The organism is Olivibacter sp. EAT-5, from assembly GCF_044784325.1.
GTDB lineage: Bacteria > Bacteroidota > Bacteroidia > Sphingobacteriales > Sphingobacteriaceae > Olivibacter > Olivibacter oleidegradans.
In genome coordinates this window covers 6663769-6682559 of sequence record NZ_CP173028.1, presented here as the reverse complement: position 1 = coordinate 6682559, position 18791 = coordinate 6663769, and the positions used below count along the sequence as shown (strand labels likewise).

Here is an 18791-nt window from a genome sequence, read left to right as displayed (position 1 = left end):
TAACATGATAGTTTTAGATAAACTTGGAATAGCGGATAAAATCAAGTCAGAGTTAGAAACAGTTTTCGATCCTGAGATTCCTGTTAATATATGTGAGCTAGGACTTGTCTACGAGATTATTACCAAAGAGGATGGGACGGCTAAAATAGTTATGACGCTTACAGCACCAGCCTGTCCGGTTGCAGGTGAGTTGTTGGATGAAGTGCAACGAAAGGTAGCGAAGGTGGAGGGAGTAAAGAATGCTCTTGTGGAGCTTACGTTCGAGCCTAAATGGGATAAAAGTATGATGAGTGAGGAAGCTCGATTGGAGTTGGGATTTATGTAAAAATGTTTTATGTTATCCTATCAGGAAACCGTTATACGTCTTGTGCTGGCAGCTGCATTTGGCGCTGCTGTGGGATTAGAGCGCGAGCGTAAGAATTGGGCTGCGGGTATGCGCACCCATATGATGGTCTGTCTTGGCGCTTCTTTGATGATGATGGTGTCGTCTTTCGGTTTTTCGGATATTCTCAAAACAGGGCATGTAACTTTAGATCCTTCTCGTGTCGCGGCTCAGGTAGTGAGCGGTATAGGTTTCTTAGGTGCAGGCACCATTATGTTTCTAAAACAGGGCATTGTGAAGGGGCTTACGACAGCCTCAGGATTATGGACCGTTGCCGGAATTGGTTTGGCCTGCGGTGGTGGCATGTATTTTGCCGCGCTAATTGCAACAATCTTTGTTCTTATTATATTGTGGGTTTTGCAACCGCTAGAAAAGCGACTTGTACAACGTTATGCACCTCGTATCCTACGTTTAACGCTTACCAACGATACCAATCCGATGAGATTCGTTGACGAATGGTTAGATACGGAGCAATTAAAGCTGGCCAATTTGTTTTTTGATAAGGCTAATAATGAGATCACTATTGAAATTGGGTTTCAGGGGCAGAAAGACAAAGAGATCTTGGCTGCCATAGACAAAATTCAACATCATAGTTCCATCAAAGAGATTGCTTGGAGAAAATAATAATAATATTTGTAGGTTATTTATCTTCTACCTGTACTTGCTCCGCACTCTTCGCTTCTAATGCCTCAAGCGTTTTCGCTGGTTGCTTATCCTTCGCATATAATCCTCCTCCAAATATTCCATGCCAGATATTTCTGGATTCTTTGGTTAATATTGGAGCAACGATAGCTAGAATTAGCACGTATACGACCACAAAAGACTGGATAATCGGATTAAGCCCTCCCGCTTTGCCTATGTTAGCCATGATAATGGAAAACTCTCCTCTAGCAGATAAGGTAAAGCCAATATCAAAAGAAGTTTTCTTTTTCAACCCAGCAAAATGTGAAGCAAAATAACCAGAGGCGAGATTTCCGAAGATAGTTATCAATGCAGCTATAGCTCCCCACATGACGGCGCCTCCAAGGGAAAAAGGATCAATGGATAAACCGAAGCTAAAGAAGAACATCGCACCAAAATAGTCTTTATATGGCAATACGATTTGTTCTATTCGTTTAATATATTGAGAATCAGCAAGAACGAGGCCTGCCATCAGCGCCCCAATCGCTTCAGCAACGTGAATTGTTTCCGAAAAGCCAGCAACTAAGAATAGAAGTGAGAAAATTATCAGTATAAATAGTTCGCCCGATTTAACATTTAGTACCTTATCGATATAAGGGATCACCTTCCTTCCGAGAACCAAAAAAAGCAGAATGAAGGCAAGTGCTAGTAAGGAGGTGCTGGCTACGGTCCAAAATGAGCCACCACCGGTTAGAACCAAACCGGAAAGAAAAGAGATATGCATGGCTATAAACAAGTCGTCAAACATGATCATACCCATAATAACCTCCGTTTCCGGGTTTGCGGTTCGCTTTAAGTCTGTCAACACTTTTGCAACAATTGCTGTGGACGAGCTGGTCATGATGCCGCATAGAATCATCATTTCCGCAAAAGGTAAATTCATCATCCACCCCACTAATAAACCGGAAACAAAATTTAGAAACACATAGATTGATCCGCCGGATACAATTGCTTTTCCCGATTTTATGAGCCGTCCAACTGAAAACTCAAGACCTAGATAGAAAAGTAAAAACAAAACACCTAATCTGCCCATGAAATCGATAAAGGGTTTGCTTTCAGTGAATTGCAAATCGATTAAACCGATTGTTGGTGCGTGTTCTCCCAAGGCCATGCCAATCAAAATAAAGAAAGGTATAACTGAAAAACGCAGTTTATTGGCTAATAGACCTACTAAAGCAACAAGTCCAACGGCTATTCCAATTTCTAAGATCAGGGTTTCTGTATGCATACTTTCACATGGGTTTTCCTATAAGGTTAACTATACAACTTGATAGCTTTTTAATAATTCTTTTAACGCTTTTATATTACTCCGCTTTCCAGCAACCACTAACGTAGTACCGGGTGTTATTAAATAGTCAGGACCTGGGTTTATTACGCTGTCTTCATTTTTAATCGCTGCAATAATAGAAGCCCCGGTTTTTTGCCTAACGCCTAATTGTCCGATAGTTTGTTGATTAATGACTGCCTTTTCTTCGATTTTATACCATTCAATAACAAGATCATTAACTGCTAACTCCATCGTCTCAAGAGCCTTGGGTTTGTAAGATAAACCACCTATAATACCTGCTACTTGACGAGACTCCTCATCATTTAGTGTCATTACACATTTAGATTCATTCTCTTCCTCATCTAAACGATACAACTCGCGATTACCATCATCGTGGATAACCACTACCATGTTATCACCGGCTCCGGTTTCAATTTGGTATTTCTTACCTATACCAGGTAAGTCACTTTCCCTAACTATAGACATTTTGATCCTTAATTTAGTTAACAATATATGAGTTGGGCGCCATTGCCAACCCTGTACTATCTGTTTGGCGGAAATTTTATTATTGTAGTAGTCTACCTATTATGTCGAATACTTTGTAAACAAATTGCAAAGTTACTAAAAATATCTTAGGTTTGGAGACTTGTTAATCAAGTAATACTCAGATTGAGCGTTTAATGGTTTCCCTTAACGGGAATTAATAAGGAACCATGTGCAAATCATGGGCTGTCGCGCAACTGTAAGCATTCTCCCTCTTGGGATAGGTTTTACATACCACAGTCACTGTTCAGGAAAATCCAGAATGGGAAGACGTAAAACGGACGAATGCAAGCCAGGAGACTTGCCATTGAATTTTCAACAGGCTTTCGCGAGAAGAAGCTGTGTTGAGGCCCATTTAGTATACTACTCCTTTATCGGAGCCTGTCGTACTATGCCTTAAACTTCCTTCTTTACAAGCCGCGGGTTTTTGAAAAAGAACAAGTGTTATTCATTAAATTATTTAACTATGTTGTTTACAAACAATTTAGGGTACCCGCGCATTGGTGCCCAACGGGAATTAAAAAAGGCAAGTGAGGCCTTTTGGAGCGGTAAGATTACGAGAAAAGAGCTATTGGATGCAGGACTTAAAATCCGCGCTACTAATTGGAAAATTCAAAAGGAAATAGGAATAGATCTTATCCCTTCGAATGATTTCTCTTTCTATGATCAAGTATTGGACACAACACTGATGGTAGGGGCTATCCCTGCGCGGTATCACGGACTTGCAGCAAATAAGAGTTCGGAACATGAACTAGATCTCTATTTTGCTATGGCAAGAGGTTTCCAACATGAGGGTATCGATGTCACTGCAATGGAAATGACTAAATGGTTTGACACCAATTACCATTACCTAGTGCCGGAATTTACAAAGAATCAGCAGTTCAGTCTTTTTTCGGAAAAAATTATCAACGAATATTACGAGGCGAAACAATTGGGTGTCGATACCAAACCGGTATTGATCGGGCCAATAACTTATCTTCTATTGGGTAAAGAAAAGGAAGCGGGTTTCGATCGCTTAGATTTAATCGAGGCATTACTGCCTGTTTATGAAGAGGTGATTGGGAGATTGCGAAAGTATGGGGTGAAATGGATTCAATTCGATGAACCTTTTTTGGCATTGGATTTACCTGATAAAGCTCGCAAGTTATATCAGCAGGTCTATAAGCGTTTAGCTAAAAGTGCCGGGGATACTAAACTTTTAATTGCAACCTATTTCGAGGGAGTAAATGATAATTTAGAGGTCGCTTTGTCACTTCCTATTAATGCGTTACATTTAGATCTTGTCAGGGCAGCAAATCAACTCGAAGCAGTGCTGGATAACATACCGAACGAGCTTATTTTGTCTTTAGGAGTCGTGGATGGTCGAAATATTTGGAAAAATGATTATGAACGCTCTCTCACACTGATTGACAAAGCAATCCGGAAAATCGGTAAGGAGCGGATATGGATTGCCCCTTCATGTTCGCTGTTACATGTTCCATGTGACTTGGCTTATGAGGATAATGAAGAGACATTACCACTGGAAGTGAAGGACTGGCTTGCTTTTGCTAAACAAAAATTGGAAGAAGTAAAAGATCTGGCCTTGTTACGAAGCGAGTATGAAGATACAGCTGTTCTTCAGCGATTTAAGGATAACAAAGTTTCGCAAAATCGGCGTAAGACTTCTGCCTTAATTCATCATCAAGAGGTAAAAGACCGTGTTAATGCAATTTCAGATAAAGATACAAACAGGCGTAGCGTTTTTGCGGAGCGAAAAGCAAAGCAGCTCGAAACGTTAAACCTGCCCTTATATCCAACCACTACCATCGGTTCATTTCCGCAGACAAAAGAAGTGAGGGGCTGGCGGGCGAAATTTAAAAAAGGAGAAATCACCATTGATGAATACGAAAATCTAATTAGAGCAGAAACAAAAGAGGCGATTGCCTGGCAAGAGCAGGTCGGTTTGGATGTCCTGGTACATGGGGAGTTCGAAAGGAATGATATGGTTGAATATTTTGGCGAGCAATTACAGGGCTATGCCTTCACAAAGAACGGATGGGTGCAAAGTTACGGATCACGTTGCGTAAAACCGCCCGTTTTATTTGGTGATGTTAGCCGACCAAAAGACATGACGGTATATTGGACGTCTTATGCCCAGTCAATTACTCGACTGCCTGTAAAAGGGATGTTAACGGGGCCGGTCACCATTCTACAATGGTCATTTGTAAGAGATGATCAACCTCGCTGGCAAACTGCTTTTCAAATCGCACTAGCCATAAGAGATGAAGTACTGGCATTGGAGCACGCAGGTATTAAGATAATACAGATAGATGAGCCAGCTATTCGGGAAGGACTGCCCTTGCGTCAAAAAGACCAACGAGATTATTTAAACTGGGCAGTAAAAGCTTTTAGATTAACTGCTGCTGGTGTCGAGGATGATACCCAGATCCATACTCATATGTGCTACTCTGAATTTAATGACATTATTTCAGACATCGCTGCTATGGATGCTGATGTTATTACTATCGAAACGTCTCGTTCACAAATGGAATTACTGGACGCTTTTGCTAACTTTAACTATCCAAATGACATCGGTCCGGGAGTTTATGACATCCATTCCCCGAGAATTCCAAGTAAGGAGGAGATGATCTCGCTAATGGACAAAGCATCGGCTGTAATAAATCCTAAACAATTATGGGTAAATCCGGACTGTGGACTAAAAACAAGAGCTTGGCCGGAAACAAAAGCAGCGCTGGAAGCAATGGTGGACGCTGCAAAAACACTCAGAGGTGTCATAGAAGTCGTTTAATAATGAATAGGCTTTTTTCAGTTTGAGCTGTGCAGCTTGTTTTCTTCTAAATAAGCCTCAATAGCGACGGATATTGATGAGTCCCTTATTAATAGATAACGTATTACGTTTCCTATAATAAGGGATTTATCTATGTTTAATATGCCACTTTTTTTGGTTAACTTACGCTATGCAAAATTTATTGACAGCTTCTCAAATTCGGGAGGTGGATGCTTATACGATAATAAATGAACCAGTTTCGTCCATTGATTTAATGGAACGAGCAGCCGAGGCTTTTGTGAATAAGTTTGTTAGTTTATATACAGACCGCCCATCTGTAATAATTTGCTGTGGCACGGGAAATAATGGTGGAGACGGTCTAGCCATAGCTCGTTTACTTTTCGAAAGAGGTTATACCAATATTGTGGTATGGATAGTTAGGTATAATAATAAAAAAACTGATGACTTTGAGGTCAACTATAAACGATTATTGACCTATTCTATTCAAGTTCAAGAATTATTTCCCGCTGAGCAGCTCCCTTCGATAACAGCTGACGTTGTGATTGATGCACTTTTCGGTTCAGGATTGAATAAGCCACTAATTGATCCTTGGCGTTCCCTTGTTAGATACATTAATAAAGAGGCAAAGGTGGTAGTTTCGGTCGATATTCCAACCGGAATGCCTGCAGAAGGCAATATGGAGACTTTCGAAAATGTTATTATCGCGCAGGATGTGATTACTTTTCAAGCACCTAAGATAAGTTTCTTATTTCCCGAAAGCGGAAAGTTTTTGAAACGCTTCCATGTGGTGGATATCGGTTTGCACCAAGGTTTTATGGCCTCCTTGGATACTGAATTTTGTTCGATTATGAATGACGATATCCGTTCTCGCTTAAAGGTGCGAGAGAATTTTAGTCATAAGGGTACCTATGGACATGCCTGCATATTGGCTGGCAATGAGCATACAATGGGAGCTGCATTGCTGTCTGCTGAAGCTTGTTTATATACAGGAGCGGGGCTGACTACTGTTTGTATCCCGTCAAGCGGATTAAGCGCCCTGAATACTCGATTGCCCGAGGTAATGGCACTTGACCGATCAAAACTATCAGAATTAGGAACAGGGAAGTATAAGTCATTAGGCATAGGCCCGGGTTTAGGAACGGGAGAGGAAATAAGGGGATGTTTAAGCGAATTGTTAGCAGATGATCTCCCCCCCCTCGTGTTGGATGCAGATGCGTTAAATGTAGTGGCAGCAAATAAAAACTTGCTGACGCTATTAAAAGCGGAAACAATCCTTACACCTCATATGAAAGAATTTGACCGCCTTTTTGGACATAGTGATCACTGGTGGGATCGTGTCATAAAAGCAAGAACAGAAGCTTCAAGGAGGAAACTAATCATTGTACTAAAAAATCGATATACCTTTGTGGCTCTGCCTGATGGCAAGATATGGGTTAACTTTACGGGAAATCCCGCTATGGCGAGTGGCGGTATGGGCGATGTATTGACGGGCATTTTAGTAGCCTTATTGGCGCAGGGTTATAAAGCAGCAGATGCTGCAATATTAGGTGTTTTTATACATGGAAAAGCAGGAGACCTATTAGCTGCAGAGGGCATGGGTGTAATACCCGCAAGCTGTTTGATAAAAAAAATCCCCAATGTTATTGAGGATTTTTCGTCGTCGATATAGACATAAATCAATTATTGCATATCGAATAAATGCTTTTCTGCATGGTAAGAAGAACGTACCAAAGGTCCACTTTCTACATATTTAAAGCCCATCTTTAAGCCAATATCCTGATAATGTTTAAATTGCTCGGGCGTAATCCATTCAATTACGGGGTGATGAGCTTTCGTCGGTTGTAAATATTGTCCCAACGTGAGAATATGCACACCGGCATCATATAAATCCTGCATCGCCTCAATCACATCAGCTTCCGTCTCACCGAAACCAAGCATTATACCAGACTTCGTGCGTAAGCCTGCAGCAGATATTCTTCTTAAACATTCAAGGCTTCTGTCATATTTGGCTTGTATACGTACTTCTCTTGTGAGACGTCGAACAGTCTCTAAATTATGAGATACGACTTCAGGACGTACCGCTAATACCCGATCTAAATTCTCCCAAATGCCTTTAAAATCCGGTATGAGTGTCTCTAGAGTTGTTCCGGGACTTTCCCTTCGAATGGCATTTACTGTTTCGGCCCAAATAGTCGATCCACCATCTTTCAAATCATCTCGATCTACCGAAGTAATTACGCAATGCTTTACCTGCATGAGCTTAACAGAGGTGGCTACACGCATGGGTTCATCTAATTCAACCGCTTTTGGCCGGCCAGTCGCTACTGCACAAAACGAGCACGACCGGGTACAGATATTCCCGAGAATCATAAATGTCGCTGTACCTGCACCCCAACACTCACCCATATTAGGACAATTACCACTTTCGCAGATGGTATGGAGTTTATGTTCGTCTACTAAACCTCTTACATGTTTATATTCTTTACCTACAGGAAGCTTAACACGTAACCAATCTGGCTTGCGCTGCAATTGATTGGCAGGGATAACGGGTAGTTCAATCATAACACAAAAGTAATTAATAATTTTCTAAATTAGCGGCGTATTTTGTGTCAACTTGGACAGTTGCACACACAGACAATAGCTTATTACATTCTAATTATATTTACAATGACTACTGTTCGAACAACCTATTTAGGCGATTTGCGTACCGAAGCAATACACCTGCAATCGCAATCGAAAATAATAACCGATGCACCGGTTGACAATCAAGGTAAAGGAGAGGCTTTTTCGCCGACCGATCTCTTGGCTGCTTCGCTTACCAGCTGCATGCTAACTATCATGGGTATTGCTGCGCAAGCTCACGAGATCTCACTTGGAAAAATAGAAGCAGCCACCACGAAGATTATGCAGTCAAACCCACGAAAAATTGCAGAAATACAAGTTGTACTGAATTTCGCTGATAATGTAAACTATTCGGATCATGACCAACGCATTTTGCAAAAGGCAGCGGAAACCTGTCCAGTTTACTTAAGCTTACATCCTGATATTAAGAAAACCCTAACTTTTAATTGGCCATCTTAACAACAATCTTGGCGACTTCTATTTCATTGTGCGATTCGTTATATACACAATCATCGCCCTTAATTAACAGTACCTGGGGAGATTCGTGCCGTACTTTCCATTTATCAGCGATTTGATTAGATATCTCACGATATTTAATCAAATCGACCAAGTACACTGGGGTTTCTTCTGGTATCAGGGACGACTCAAATTCGAACGTTCTTTTTGCCATACTGCTCACAGGACAGCGCGTACTATGTTTGAAAATAATGGCATACGAGTTTGATGCCGCTATCGTTTCAAGCGTATCTTGTGTGTTCAGTTCAATCCACTTCATATGTATCAGCTATGGTTTTGAAAATTTATCAGATTCTACGTTAATAAGGGCGGAAACAATGGGGAATTTTATAAAAAAGCCATCGTTTGTATCTGTAAAGGTAGTAGCAAGGGTGAGTCCGCCTCCTACATCTTTGAAATCAGATGTCACAAAATTGTATTTAATATAGCCACCCTCGTCCAGTGTTTGCCATTGAAAGATCCGACCCGTATTGGTATCGATGTATATTTTTGTACGGAATTCTGCGCTATCTGTAGGTGACTGTCGAATTTCAATTACGTTGTATCGAACGCTTCCTATTAGCTCGGCTTCTTTTACGGTGAGTAGGGACGATTCTGTCAGATTCCTGGGCGGAAATAACCAAAATGTTTCTGTATTAAAGGCATTGATTATGGAAGAAATTAGAAGAGCCGCCGAATCACTATTGTTTATTGTTTTATTATCTACAAAGGCTCTGCCTTTATTATTTTCCGTATTAAATAATGCAATAATTTTCTGCTCTTGCTCATTTGTTCCCTCAAAACGACAGTTGCCGGTGTTTCGATCCCATATATATGCATGTTCCCGGGAGAGTGTTTTGTTTAGGTTCGATTTACAGCTAAACATAAAGTAACGAGCTTCATTCCAACCTTGTTTGCCACCCAGCCCCTGCCATATTAGATCAACTATTTGATCCTTGGTTTGGGCAGAAGTTTGTTTTTCGGAAAAGAAGGAAAGTAAAAACAGCATTAAAAAAAAAGCATGTTTAATCTTTAGAATACACATTTTCCTTTGTTTGTTAATTTATATGCTAAATTTCCAGGTTCGCTATAAATCATAGGTGAACTAACTGAAAAAACTTGGCACATTATTCGGGAACAAGTTATGCGTTAAATTGTTTCAAGCGAGGGTATTTAAGATTAAAAACTACCGCTTATCGTAGCCTTTTTGCCTTCGGATAGGAGTTGTAAGCCGGACATGTTTTACGAGCGCAGCCCTGGGATAAAAGCATACCTAAAGCGAGCACTAACATATAAATCAGTAAATTTCTCATGATCCATTTATTATATAAAACACGTAAACATAGCCTAAATATAGGTAATTTACAAATATTTTATAGCTAAGCTTGTATTGATTTGCTCAAGTTGGCCATTTGAATGGCAGTAACCGCTGCCTCTTCGCCCTTATTGCCATGTTTACCTCCCGCTCGTTCCAACGCTTGTTCCAATGTGTTGGTAGTGAGTACGCCGAAGATGACCGGTTTATTGTGTTTCAGGGATACATTTGTAATACCATTTGCTACGGCATCGCATATGAAAGTAAAATGCGGAGTATCACCCTGGATAACACAGCCTATGCATATTACTGCATCAATTTGCTTTTTACGCAGAATAATATCGGCGCCGGCGCTTAATTCATAGCTCCCAGGTACGTTCAAGATGTGAATTTTATGATCAGCGGCGCCTTGTTTCAAAAGCAGATTGTATGCGCCTTCTAAAAGGGGAGAGGTCACTTGTGCATTCCATTGTGCAACAACAATAGCAATCTCCAAATCGGATGCAGAGCCCACTTCAATATGGGAGAAGTCAGACAAATTTTTTAAGTTCGTTGCCATTTAAATAGTCTCAGTCGTATAATCGCACAAGATTAACGGGCTTCACATCGAGCAATATAACCATCAATGATAGAAGCTTCATAGCTCTGTGGGTAGTCTTTTTTAATTTTTTGGTAATTCTCTAATGCCGATTTATAATCGTTTTGTGCTTCGTACACCAAGCCCAATTTTTTTAGAAATAAAGGAGCCGTAAAAGAGTTGTCGCTCTTACTTGCCGCTTTTTTGTATTGATCGGCCGCCTTTTTATAGTCTTTTAATTCAGTGTAGGCGTCACCCAATAGACCTGTTACCAGCGGGTCTATAATTGGGCTTCCGGTATCTGAATATTTTGATAAGGCATTGACAGCTTCCTGGTATTTACCTTGACGCAAATACAAACCACCTAAGTACGCATTCGCCACATTAGCCGATTTTGTGTTCGAATATTCTTCTGCAATTTCTTTAAAGCCAGGGTAAGAACCATCTCCATCAATCGCTCTATTCTGTAAAGAATCTACCATAGCGTACTCTTCTGCCTTAAACATTTCATTGGTAGCTCTTTCTGCCCTTGGTGCCAGATAGAAACGTTGATAACCGATATAAAGTAAAATTAAAACAACAATTCCAATGGCAATAAATGCTAGACTCTTTTGATTATCGCGGATAAAACTTCCTGTTCCGCCGTTTTTTGTATTATTAACGCTCACGTTATTTTTTGGTTAATTTGAGTTCAGTTTTTTAAGATTGCAAAAATACATTTTTAAACCTTAGATACAAGAACCTAAGGTAAAAGATTTTTAGCAGAGGTATAAGCCCGTATCCCATCCAGCTTATAACCTCGCCTTCCAACCTAATTTGTGTCTTGCTGCTTATTTATCTATGTTTGTACCTATGTGGGTTAAAGAATTAACGGTAATCAATTTTAAAAATTATGAAGAGGCGTCGTTGACATTTGCACCTGGCGTAAATGCTTTCACCGGTGATAATGGTGCAGGGAAAACGAATATTTTAGATGCATTGCATTACCTTTCCTTGTGTAAGAGTTACTTTAACCCAATAGATTCGCAGCAAATCAAACAACAAGCTGACTTTTTTATGGTACAGGGTGTGTTTGAAAAGGGCGATCAGGAAGACGTTTTAGCTTGTAGCTTAAAACGAAACCAAAAAAAACAATTTAAGAAAAATAAAAAGGATTACCAGCGCTTAGCCGATCATATAGGCGTATATCCCTTGGTAATGATTTCTCCTAATGATTCTTTTATTATTTCAGAAGGAAGCGAGGAGAGGCGTAAGTTTATAGATAATGTCATCTCACAAACGGATAATCGATATCTGGACGATTTGATCTTATATAATAAGTATCTTCAAAGTAGAAATAGCTTATTGAAGCAACAAGCGTTGAGCAAAAACTACGATGATGATTTATTAGCAGTATATAATGAACAACTAGTTTTGGTAGGTGAGCAGATTTTTGAGAAACGTAAACTTTTTATTAATCCCTTCATAGAAATTTTTAACAAACACTATCAATACCTTACCAATGATACCGAACCAGTTGAGCTGGTTTACGAATCGCAGTTGTTTGAGAACAGGTTTGTCGATTTGCTGAACAACACGTTATCAAAGGACCGTGCCTTGGAACGAACTACGACAGGTATCCATAAGGATGATTTGTTATTTACTATTCATGGGATGCCATTGAAGAAGTTCGGTTCACAGGGGCAGCAAAAGTCGTTTTTAATTGCATTGAAGCTGGCACAATATAGCTTTTTGCGCGAAAGAAAAGGATTTAAGCCTTTGTTACTGTTAGACGATATTTTTGATAAATTAGATGACAAGCGTACCAGAAAGTTAATGGAAATGGTTTCCCACGATGATTTTGGGCAGATTTTTATTACTGATACCAGTGCTGAACGTGTTCGAAATACCTTTCATGGAATTGATGTTGACGTTCGTATTTTTGAGGTTTCCAACGGAAAAATACGATAACGGAGGCCAATAATGCAAACTAGCTAATATGTCAGTTAGCGTTTCGGTTAATGTTGAAAACTTTTGCTTAAAATGACTAGTCTATTTGTAACTTTGACGTCAATACGTGAGCCAATAATAGTTTTTGATACGAATGACAAGCGGAAATAAAAAGAATAGGTTGGCTTAATCTTTTGGTCAAATAAAAAGCCATCGTTGAGCAGGCTTTGCTATATTTTGACATCAATATTTTATCCAAATTACAAATGGGCCGTACAAATGATAAGACATTGAAAGAAGCGATTAGTCAATACCTAGACGCATTGAAACTGCGGCGGAAATTTGATGAAACTTCTATATTGGCTGCATGGCCCGACTTAATGGGAACTGCGATCGCCAATCGCACGAGACAATTATTTATACGGGACAAGAAGCTGTTCGTAAGAGTAGAATCGGCTGTTATAAAAAATGAGCTGATCCTGATGCGTTCTCAGATTATAGGCAAACTTAATGAATATGTAGGCCGAGTAGTAATCGAAGATGTAGTTATTCTATAAGTTCAAGTTTTTTATAAGCTCATCAATATTGAGATCGATGACATTGATATGATGATGTGCTTGAGCATAATATGGATGCCGAACGAGCATTCGCTCATTGATGAATTCAAAAATTTGTTCTTCACTCAAATCCTGTATCAATGGTCGTTTATGTCTTTTGCTTGCGGCTAATCGTTTCGCCAAAGCGGCTGTGGGGATTTGCAGATAGATCGTGATGCCATTTTTATTCATCCATTCCATATTGTCGAAGAAGCAAGGCGCTCCACCTCCAGTCGCTATCACTGCAGCTTCGGGAGCCGAAAGATTTTGTAGGATATCTCTTTCTTTGACACGAAAAGCTTCCTCTCCATGCTTCTTAAAATAGTCAGTAATGGACATACCTGCCTGCTCTACGAAAGTTTCATCTAAGTCTATGAATTTTCTATTTAACGCTTGGGCCAGCTTTTTACCATTCGTAGTTTTTCCAACACCCATAAAGCCCACTAGGAAGATATGTTTTTTTAACATGAAATATAACTGCTTATTCTAAATGTTCAAAATATCGTTTGGCTAAGGTTTCAAAAGTAGGAAGCGTGCGATAGTGCCACTTTTTGACAACGACGCCATCTTTAAGTAAAATGATACCGGGATTCGCCCGTACCATGCTTTTTAGAGGAACCGCATCGGCAAAAAAGGTTTCTGCATAAAGTTTAGTCTGATGGTCAAGTTCGCTCACGTCTTGTGCTGTACTAGCCGTGAGTAGCACCGCTCGAACATTATACTCTTCCGAAGCCCGTTTCGCAAGATCATTCACTTTATTCAATGCCTTTGGATTTGTCTGATCAAGATTATAGGCAACAAATATCAGGTTGTAATAAGGGTTTTCAATGATTTCCTTTGTATAATCAACACCCTGAGCATCGGTTATACTCAAATCTTTAATGGGGGCTTGATATCCCTCTTTTATTAAACGGCTTGTGGGTTCGCCTATAACTTCCCAATTTTCATCTTTCCAAAGCTCCTGCTGAAGATAAACCTTATCTGTCACCGATTTGGTCTCCTGAGTCGTTTTATTTTGAAGTGTATAGGTGATTTCATATTCATCCAACGGTGCTCCTTTGGGAACGTGCATCAAGGCAGGTAGATTATTTCCTTCTTTATAAGGGAGGAAATCGATGAAGGGTAAAAAACTGTAAGTGTAAACTCCAATTCCTATGCTTAGAACAATGGCAGCCGAAAGGGTAAGTGCTTGGCTGATCTCATTGGAAAACAGAGGCTGTATTTTTTTTCTGTTCAAAAAAATAATGAGAATGAAAAATGACAGAATCAAATCCTTGCTAAAAGACTGCCACGGTGTCAGTTTTATAGCATCGCCGAAGCAGCCACAAGAAGTTACTACATTGAAAAATGCCGAATAAAAAGTAAGAAAGGTGAAAAACACTATAAGTAGCAGTAGGCCGAGAGCCACCTTTTTGCTATATAAGCCGAAAAGCAATAAAATTCCGAGCACTATTTCCAAACTGCATAAAACAATGGCAAAAGCAACGGCATAGTTGTTAAGGAATGCTACATGAAAGACCTCAAAATATTCTTGAAGTTTGTATGAAAATCCTATCGGATCATTCGCTTTGATTAATCCGGAGAAAACAAATAAAAAGCCAACGAACAAACGGGAAAATATCAATAGAAAGGAACTTTTATGTTGCTTTACGGTTGTAGCGTTCATAGCATTTTATATGTTTGGAACTTGTTCTTCCTCCAGGTGCCTTAATTTTATAAGTGCGAAAACGGAGTAGTTAAGCATATCCTGATAATTAGCTTTTACGCCCTCAGAGGCAAGAGTTAATCCGCTGTTATCCTCAATTTGTTTTACCCTGAATATTTTCATCAAAATCAAGTCAGTGAGTGAGCCGATACGGAGGTCTCTCCAAGCCTCACCATAATCGTGATTTTTTGAAAGCATTAGCTCTTTTGTTTCGTTAATATATCGGTCATACAATTCTTTCACTTTTTCAATAGGCAAATTCTCCTCTGTATCGGCCGGCAGCTCGAGTTGAATCATGGCAATTATACAGTAATTGATAATACCAATGTACTCAGACGGAATATCATCGGGAATTTTGGCGAATTTGTTTTCTTCAATTGTCCGGATCCGTTGGGCCTTAATGAAAATCTGATCGGTAACAGAGGGCAGCCGCATAATGCGCCAAGCCGTCCCATAGTCCGCCGCTTTTTTCACAAACAGATCTCTACACTTGCTAATTATTATATCGTAAGCCGTCGATGTATTCATTTGGTTCCTGTTCACGTGTATTTATCATTCTCTTAAGTCTTGCAAACCTAACACAAAAAAAAATCTATTTCGAATATATCGAATTGAAATTTAAAAAAACACATCGGAATGTAAAAGCCCCTTGTCAGAAATCAATTTATTGCATGATAATCGCTTTTTCTCTAAGTTTGCAAAAGATAGTCGATCCTAAGCATTAACTCGGGTTCAATACCTGCTCAATTAGATATATGAAATTTTGCAATGTAGGCGGTAAATTGTTGGATTTCCACATACCCAAGATAATGGGGATACTCAATATGACACCCGATTCTTTTTTTGATGGTGGAAAGCATAACAACCTTAATAATGCATTGGATAGAGTGGGAACGATGTTAGAAGAAGGGGCGGATATAATAGATGTTGGTGCTTACTCGTCGCGACCTGGTGCACGCGTGGTGGATTTCCAAGAGGAGTTGGACCGATTACTACCAATAGTTGATGCTATTCGAAAAACTTACCCAAACGCTGTTTTATCCATTGATACCTTTCGTGCGGATGTTGCTATCGAGGCAGTTAAATACGGTGCTCATATAATTAACGACATTGGAGGAGGAAATCTTGACGAAAAAATGTTTACTACTATCGCCAGACTGGGTGTTCCCTATGTACTTATGCACAGTAAAGGGACGCCCGAAACCATGCAAAATGAAACCGCTTATCAAGATCTGATAAACGATATTACCAGTGATCTAACAAAGAAGATAGAGGCGTTGCGTTCAGCAGGGGTCAAGGATATTATAGTTGATCCCGGCTTCGGTTTTGCCAAAACATTAGAACAGAACTATCTGTTACTGAGTAGGATTGAAGAGTTGAGAGTCTTGGGGCTTCCCATATTGGGTGCCGTGTCGAGAAAATCAATGATATATAAGCTGTTAAATAGCAGTCCTCAAGAAGCATTAAACGGAACCAGTGTATTAAATACAATCTTACTGTTTAAAGGCGTTGAAATGATCAGGGTACATGATGTTAAAGAAGCGGTTGAAGTCAGAAAACTCGTCATGAAAACCCGTGCCGGTGAAGCTAAAAGGAGTTCATACTATGAATAAATTTATACTATCTTTTATTTTTTTTATTGTTATAGATGCCGCAAAAGGTCAGCAATACAAGCTAGAGAAACTGCAAGAAGGAAACGAAGTCAGCTTCAGAGGAATGTCTATTCCAAATGACAGTGTGGCTTGGATTACCGGAACGAAAGGAACCATCGCGAAAACAACAGATGGAGGCAAAAACTGGACTTGGCTAATTGCCAAGGGTTACGAAGATTTCGATTTTCGGTCAGTAGTGGCTTTTTCAGATAAAAAAGCGGTTATGGTAAATGCGGGAAGCCCTGCTGTCATTCTATTAACTGAAGATGGAGGAGAGTCGTGGGAAAAAGTGCATAGTTACGATATCAAGGAGATATTTTACGACGGCATGGGGTTTTGGGATGAGAAAAGGGGAATCGTATTTGGCGACCCTATAGAGGGGAAACTTCAGCTTGTCGCGACAGAGGATGGTGGACGTACTTGGCTAAATATTAGTGACGAAGCTAACGTCCAAATGAAAGCAGGAGAAGCGGGCTTTGCGGCAAGTGGTACCAGCATTCGAACAGTAGGAAATGGTTTAGTGTGGATTGGAACCGGTGGAACGCAAGCACGTTTGTTGTTTTCTTATAACTTCGGACAATCTTGGACGAGTTATAAAGTACCTATTGAACAGGGCGAAGCTTCGCAAGGTATATTTTCGTTAGCGATAAACGGACAAAAACAGCTCGTTGCTATTGGAGGTGATTATAAGAATTTTAAAAACAACAACAATGTAATCCAATTATCAGGCAATGGCATAACATGGAATGCACCCAAAACCAGGTTGTCTGGCTTTAAATCCTGTGTTGAATTTATTAATGATACGTTAGTTATTGCAACAGGCACATCAGGCACCGATCTTTCCATGGATAGCGGACAATCATGGAAATTAATGGATGAAAAAGGTTATAATGTGGTCCGATCTTCCGAAAGCGGCCGTTTTGTTCTGTTAGCAGGCGATAAAGGAAGTATTTATCGGTTAGTGGAACCAAATAAATAGTTTTTGAACGATGGAAGAGTCGGGAATGATCATTTTGAATCTCTATTTCCATTAACTATCAACTAACAGGTAATTATTTCTGTATAAAATTAATACCTACTGCCGTTTCGTATTAATAAGAATATTGCATAAGATTAGTATGCTAATGCCTATACAGAATATATTCCAACCGCCCATATGAAACAGAAAAATCCCAATAGCTGATCCCGCGGCACCTCCTATAAAGGTGGAGGTCATAAATACAGTGTTGAATCGATTTCTAGCGTCCGGTTTTAACGAATAGATGAGCGTTTGATTGCTAATCTGTAAAGCTTGATGACCTATATCTATTAAAACGATGCCTATGATGAGCAGGATTATTTTACTACCCGTAAAATAAAAAGCAACATATCCAAGTAGTTGTGCTAATAAACCTAATAAAGATATCTTTTTAACAACCGCTATACTTCCGCTACTTCGCTTACCAACCAAAGGGGCTGCCAATGCACCGGAGGCCCCAATAATGCCAAATAAACCGATCTGAACTGTATTGTATTCAAAGGGCTTAGCCGATAAAAATAAAACCATAGTAACCCAAAAGGCACTCATGCTGGCAAATGATATGGCATTGCTGATCGATGCGATTCGTAGTTGCGAAAATGTTTTTACATAGTAGATAATCGATAACATAAGCGATTGATAAGTACCTTGGTAGGTAGGCTTGCTTTTCACAAATACCCTTTGCATGATTAATACTAGGAGAAAGCAGATAGTGGCGGCTGTATAATACATTTGTCGCCAACCGAAAGTGTACCCAATATAGCCACTTAATGATCTGGAAGAGACAATGCCTATCAACAGCCCTCCCATTACCAGGCCGATCACACTGCCTCGTTTTTCCTCGGGAGCAAGGCTGGCCGCTAGCGGAATAATCAGTTGCGGGACAATCGAAAACAATCCGATGAGAAAGCATAGTACCTGTAGAAGAAGGAATGATTTTGTAAAGGCCGCACCGAGGAGGACAATAACGGAAAAAGTGGTTGTAACGATAATCTGTTGTTTCTTTTCCAATAGGTCACCTAGCGGAACAAAGAGTAACAGACCTGCTGCATAACCTAATTGGGTAATATAAGTAATGCTTCCGGCTTCTGCCTCCCGTATACCAAAATCGTCTGCTATAAGAGGTAGCAGAGGTTGGCAATAATACAGGTTAGCAACGACCAAGCCGCAGCAAATGGCCATAAACAACGTGAGGTACTTCATTAAGATATAGCTAAGCAT

The 18791-nt window shown here is 39.9% G+C and carries 20 protein-coding genes and 1 riboswitch; of the genes, 9 read left to right on the top strand and 11 right to left on the bottom strand.

Annotated elements, in window-relative coordinates:
• Window positions 1-4: 4 nt before the first annotated feature.
• Both ACH11B_RS28320 and ACH11B_RS28315 read left to right on the top strand, forming a co-directional pair.
• The gene (locus ACH11B_RS28320) at window positions 5-325 is read left to right on the top strand and encodes an iron-sulfur cluster assembly protein (protein WP_013668454.1); all 321 of its coding nucleotides are present in this window, start codon (window positions 5-7) and stop codon (window positions 323-325) included.
• A 9-nt stretch (window positions 326-334) separates the two neighbouring features.
• Entirely contained in the window at window positions 335-1006 is a 672-nt protein-coding gene (locus ACH11B_RS28315) for an MgtC/SapB family protein (RefSeq protein ID WP_377611581.1), read from the top strand.
• Window positions 1007-1022: 16 nt separating this feature from the next.
• On the opposite strand, the gene ACH11B_RS28310 is transcribed toward ACH11B_RS28315, so the two are convergent.
• Both ACH11B_RS28310 and ACH11B_RS28305 read right to left on the bottom strand, forming a co-directional pair.
• Window positions 1023-2291, bottom strand: a complete 1269-nt coding sequence (locus ACH11B_RS28310) for a cation:proton antiporter (protein ID WP_130858589.1) — start codon at window positions 2289-2291, stop codon at window positions 1023-1025.
• A gap of 30 nt (window positions 2292-2321) precedes the next feature.
• Window positions 2322-2816: a cation:proton antiporter regulatory subunit gene (locus ACH11B_RS28305; protein ID WP_013668451.1), complete on the bottom strand. Its 495-nt coding sequence runs from the start codon at window positions 2814-2816 to the stop codon at window positions 2322-2324.
• Between the two features lie 178 nt (window positions 2817-2994).
• Window positions 2995-3197: riboswitch (cobalamin riboswitch) on the top strand.
• A gap of 142 nt (window positions 3198-3339) precedes the next feature.
• Here ACH11B_RS28305 and metE point away from each other — a divergent pair.
• Both metE and ACH11B_RS28295 read left to right on the top strand, forming a co-directional pair.
• Window positions 3340-5661 (top strand): 5-methyltetrahydropteroyltriglutamate--homocysteine S-methyltransferase, encoded by a 2322-nt coding sequence (metE, locus tag ACH11B_RS28300; protein ID WP_130858588.1) that lies wholly within the window; start codon window positions 3340-3342, stop codon window positions 5659-5661.
• A 169-nt stretch (window positions 5662-5830) separates the two neighbouring features.
• Entirely contained in the window at window positions 5831-7330 is a 1500-nt protein-coding gene (locus tag ACH11B_RS28295; protein WP_130858587.1) for an NAD(P)H-hydrate dehydratase, read from the top strand.
• 11 nt (window positions 7331-7341) lie between these two features.
• On the opposite strand, the gene lipA is transcribed toward ACH11B_RS28295, so the two are convergent.
• Window positions 7342-8223: a lipoyl synthase gene (gene lipA, locus ACH11B_RS28290; RefSeq protein WP_130858586.1), complete on the bottom strand. Its 882-nt coding sequence runs from the start codon at window positions 8221-8223 to the stop codon at window positions 7342-7344.
• Between the two features lie 105 nt (window positions 8224-8328).
• On the opposite strand from lipA, the gene ACH11B_RS28285 reads away from it, so the two are divergent.
• A complete protein-coding gene (locus tag ACH11B_RS28285; protein ID WP_377611579.1) occupies window positions 8329-8742 on the top strand; it encodes an OsmC family protein in 414 nt (137 codons plus the stop codon).
• Here ACH11B_RS28285 and ytxJ read toward each other — a convergent pair.
• The 4 genes from ytxJ to ACH11B_RS28265 form a co-directional block, all read right to left on the bottom strand.
• A complete protein-coding gene (gene ytxJ / locus ACH11B_RS28280; RefSeq protein WP_013668446.1) occupies window positions 8726-9058 on the bottom strand; it encodes a bacillithiol system redox-active protein YtxJ in 333 nt (110 codons plus the stop codon). The two genes, ACH11B_RS28285 and ytxJ, sit on opposite strands and share 17 nt — an antisense overlap.
• 9 nt (window positions 9059-9067) lie before the next feature.
• Window positions 9068-9787 carry a hypothetical protein gene (locus ACH11B_RS28275; RefSeq protein WP_130858584.1) on the bottom strand — a complete coding sequence of 240 codons (720 nt, stop codon included), beginning with the start codon at window positions 9785-9787 and terminating at the stop codon, window positions 9068-9070.
• Window positions 9788-10157: 370 nt separating this feature from the next.
• Complete coding sequence (ribH, locus tag ACH11B_RS28270; RefSeq protein WP_013668444.1) at window positions 10158-10652, bottom strand: 6,7-dimethyl-8-ribityllumazine synthase; 495 nt, start codon at window positions 10650-10652, stop codon at window positions 10158-10160.
• Between the two features lie 32 nt (window positions 10653-10684).
• Entirely contained in the window at window positions 10685-11338 is a 654-nt protein-coding gene (locus tag ACH11B_RS28265) for a tol-pal system YbgF family protein (RefSeq protein WP_013668443.1), read from the bottom strand.
• A 184-nt stretch (window positions 11339-11522) separates the two neighbouring features.
• On the opposite strand from ACH11B_RS28265, the gene recF reads away from it, so the two are divergent.
• Together recF and ACH11B_RS28255 are read left to right on the top strand one after the other, a co-directional pair.
• Window positions 11523-12620: a DNA replication/repair protein RecF gene (recF, locus tag ACH11B_RS28260; RefSeq protein WP_130858583.1), complete on the top strand. Its 1098-nt coding sequence runs from the start codon at window positions 11523-11525 to the stop codon at window positions 12618-12620.
• Between the two features lie 245 nt (window positions 12621-12865).
• Window positions 12866-13156, top strand: a complete 291-nt coding sequence (locus ACH11B_RS28255; protein ID WP_013668441.1) for a DUF721 domain-containing protein — start codon at window positions 12866-12868, stop codon at window positions 13154-13156.
• Here the strand turns inward: ACH11B_RS28255 and ACH11B_RS28250 are convergent.
• From ACH11B_RS28250 to ACH11B_RS28240, 3 genes are read right to left on the bottom strand one after another with little or no spacing between them, the layout of a single operon-like run.
• Window positions 13151-13663 (bottom strand): shikimate kinase, encoded by a 513-nt coding sequence (locus tag ACH11B_RS28250; RefSeq protein ID WP_130858582.1) that lies wholly within the window; start codon window positions 13661-13663, stop codon window positions 13151-13153. The two genes, ACH11B_RS28255 and ACH11B_RS28250, sit on opposite strands and share 6 nt — an antisense overlap.
• 13 nt (window positions 13664-13676) lie before the next feature.
• On the bottom strand, window positions 13677-14861 hold the full coding sequence (locus ACH11B_RS28245; RefSeq protein ID WP_130858581.1) for a BT_3928 family protein: 1185 nt from the start codon (window positions 14859-14861) through the stop codon (window positions 13677-13679).
• Window positions 14862-14867: 6 nt separating this feature from the next.
• Window positions 14868-15428: a DUF1599 domain-containing protein gene (locus ACH11B_RS28240; RefSeq protein ID WP_013668438.1), complete on the bottom strand. Its 561-nt coding sequence runs from the start codon at window positions 15426-15428 to the stop codon at window positions 14868-14870.
• Window positions 15429-15655: 227 nt separating this feature from the next.
• On the opposite strand from ACH11B_RS28240, the gene folP reads away from it, so the two are divergent.
• Both folP and ACH11B_RS28230 read left to right on the top strand, forming a co-directional pair.
• The gene (gene folP, locus ACH11B_RS28235; protein WP_013668437.1) at window positions 15656-16513 is read left to right on the top strand and encodes a dihydropteroate synthase; all 858 of its coding nucleotides are present in this window, start codon (window positions 15656-15658) and stop codon (window positions 16511-16513) included.
• Window positions 16506-17531 (top strand): YCF48-related protein, encoded by a 1026-nt coding sequence (locus ACH11B_RS28230; protein ID WP_130858580.1) that lies wholly within the window; start codon window positions 16506-16508, stop codon window positions 17529-17531. The genes folP and ACH11B_RS28230 overlap by 8 nt, the downstream gene beginning before the upstream one ends.
• Window positions 17532-17627: 96 nt before the next feature.
• Here ACH11B_RS28230 and ACH11B_RS28225 read toward each other — a convergent pair whose 3' ends face one another.
• Window positions 17628-18773, bottom strand: coding sequence for an MFS transporter (locus tag ACH11B_RS28225; protein WP_149106250.1), 1146 nt, complete (start codon window positions 18771-18773; stop codon window positions 17628-17630).
• Between the last annotated feature and the right edge of the window lie 18 nt (window positions 18774-18791).

Excerpts from the sequence above, each read along its gene's own strand:
- ACH11B_RS28320 (WP_013668454.1), top strand. The coding sequence starts at position 5 with ATGATAGTTTTAGATAAACTTGGAATAGCGGATAAAATCAAGTCAGAG.
- ACH11B_RS28315 (WP_377611581.1), top strand. The coding sequence starts at position 335 with ATGTTATCCTATCAGGAAACCGTTATACGTCTTGTGCTGGCAGCTGCA.
- ACH11B_RS28310 (WP_130858589.1), bottom strand. The coding sequence starts at position 2,291 with ATGCATACAGAAACCCTGATCTTAGAAATTGGAATAGCCGTTGGACTT.
- ACH11B_RS28305 (WP_013668451.1), bottom strand. The coding sequence starts at position 2,816 with ATGTCTATAGTTAGGGAAAGTGACTTACCTGGTATAGGTAAGAAATAC.
- metE (WP_130858588.1), top strand. The coding sequence starts at position 3,340 with ATGTTGTTTACAAACAATTTAGGGTACCCGCGCATTGGTGCCCAACGG.
- ACH11B_RS28295 (WP_130858587.1), top strand. The coding sequence starts at position 5,831 with ATGCAAAATTTATTGACAGCTTCTCAAATTCGGGAGGTGGATGCTTAT.
- lipA (WP_130858586.1), bottom strand. The coding sequence starts at position 8,223 with ATGATTGAACTACCCGTTATCCCTGCCAATCAATTGCAGCGCAAGCCA.
- ACH11B_RS28285 (WP_377611579.1), top strand. The coding sequence starts at position 8,329 with ATGACTACTGTTCGAACAACCTATTTAGGCGATTTGCGTACCGAAGCA.
- ytxJ (WP_013668446.1), bottom strand. The coding sequence starts at position 9,058 with ATGAAGTGGATTGAACTGAACACACAAGATACGCTTGAAACGATAGCG.
- ACH11B_RS28275 (WP_130858584.1), bottom strand. The coding sequence starts at position 9,787 with ATGCTGTTTTTACTTTCCTTCTTTTCCGAAAAACAAACTTCTGCCCAA.
- ribH (WP_013668444.1), bottom strand. The coding sequence starts at position 10,652 with ATGGCAACGAACTTAAAAAATTTGTCTGACTTCTCCCATATTGAAGTG.
- recF (WP_130858583.1), top strand. The coding sequence starts at position 11,523 with ATGTGGGTTAAAGAATTAACGGTAATCAATTTTAAAAATTATGAAGAG.
- ACH11B_RS28255 (WP_013668441.1), top strand. The coding sequence starts at position 12,866 with ATGGGCCGTACAAATGATAAGACATTGAAAGAAGCGATTAGTCAATAC.
- ACH11B_RS28250 (WP_130858582.1), bottom strand. The coding sequence starts at position 13,663 with ATGTTAAAAAAACATATCTTCCTAGTGGGCTTTATGGGTGTTGGAAAA.
- ACH11B_RS28245 (WP_130858581.1), bottom strand. The coding sequence starts at position 14,861 with ATGAACGCTACAACCGTAAAGCAACATAAAAGTTCCTTTCTATTGATA.
- ACH11B_RS28240 (WP_013668438.1), bottom strand. The coding sequence starts at position 15,428 with ATGAATACATCGACGGCTTACGATATAATAATTAGCAAGTGTAGAGAT.
- folP (WP_013668437.1), top strand. The coding sequence starts at position 15,656 with ATGAAATTTTGCAATGTAGGCGGTAAATTGTTGGATTTCCACATACCC.
- ACH11B_RS28230 (WP_130858580.1), top strand. The coding sequence starts at position 16,506 with ATGAATAAATTTATACTATCTTTTATTTTTTTTATTGTTATAGATGCC.
- ACH11B_RS28225 (WP_149106250.1), bottom strand. The coding sequence starts at position 18,773 with ATGAAGTACCTCACGTTGTTTATGGCCATTTGCTGCGGCTTGGTCGTT.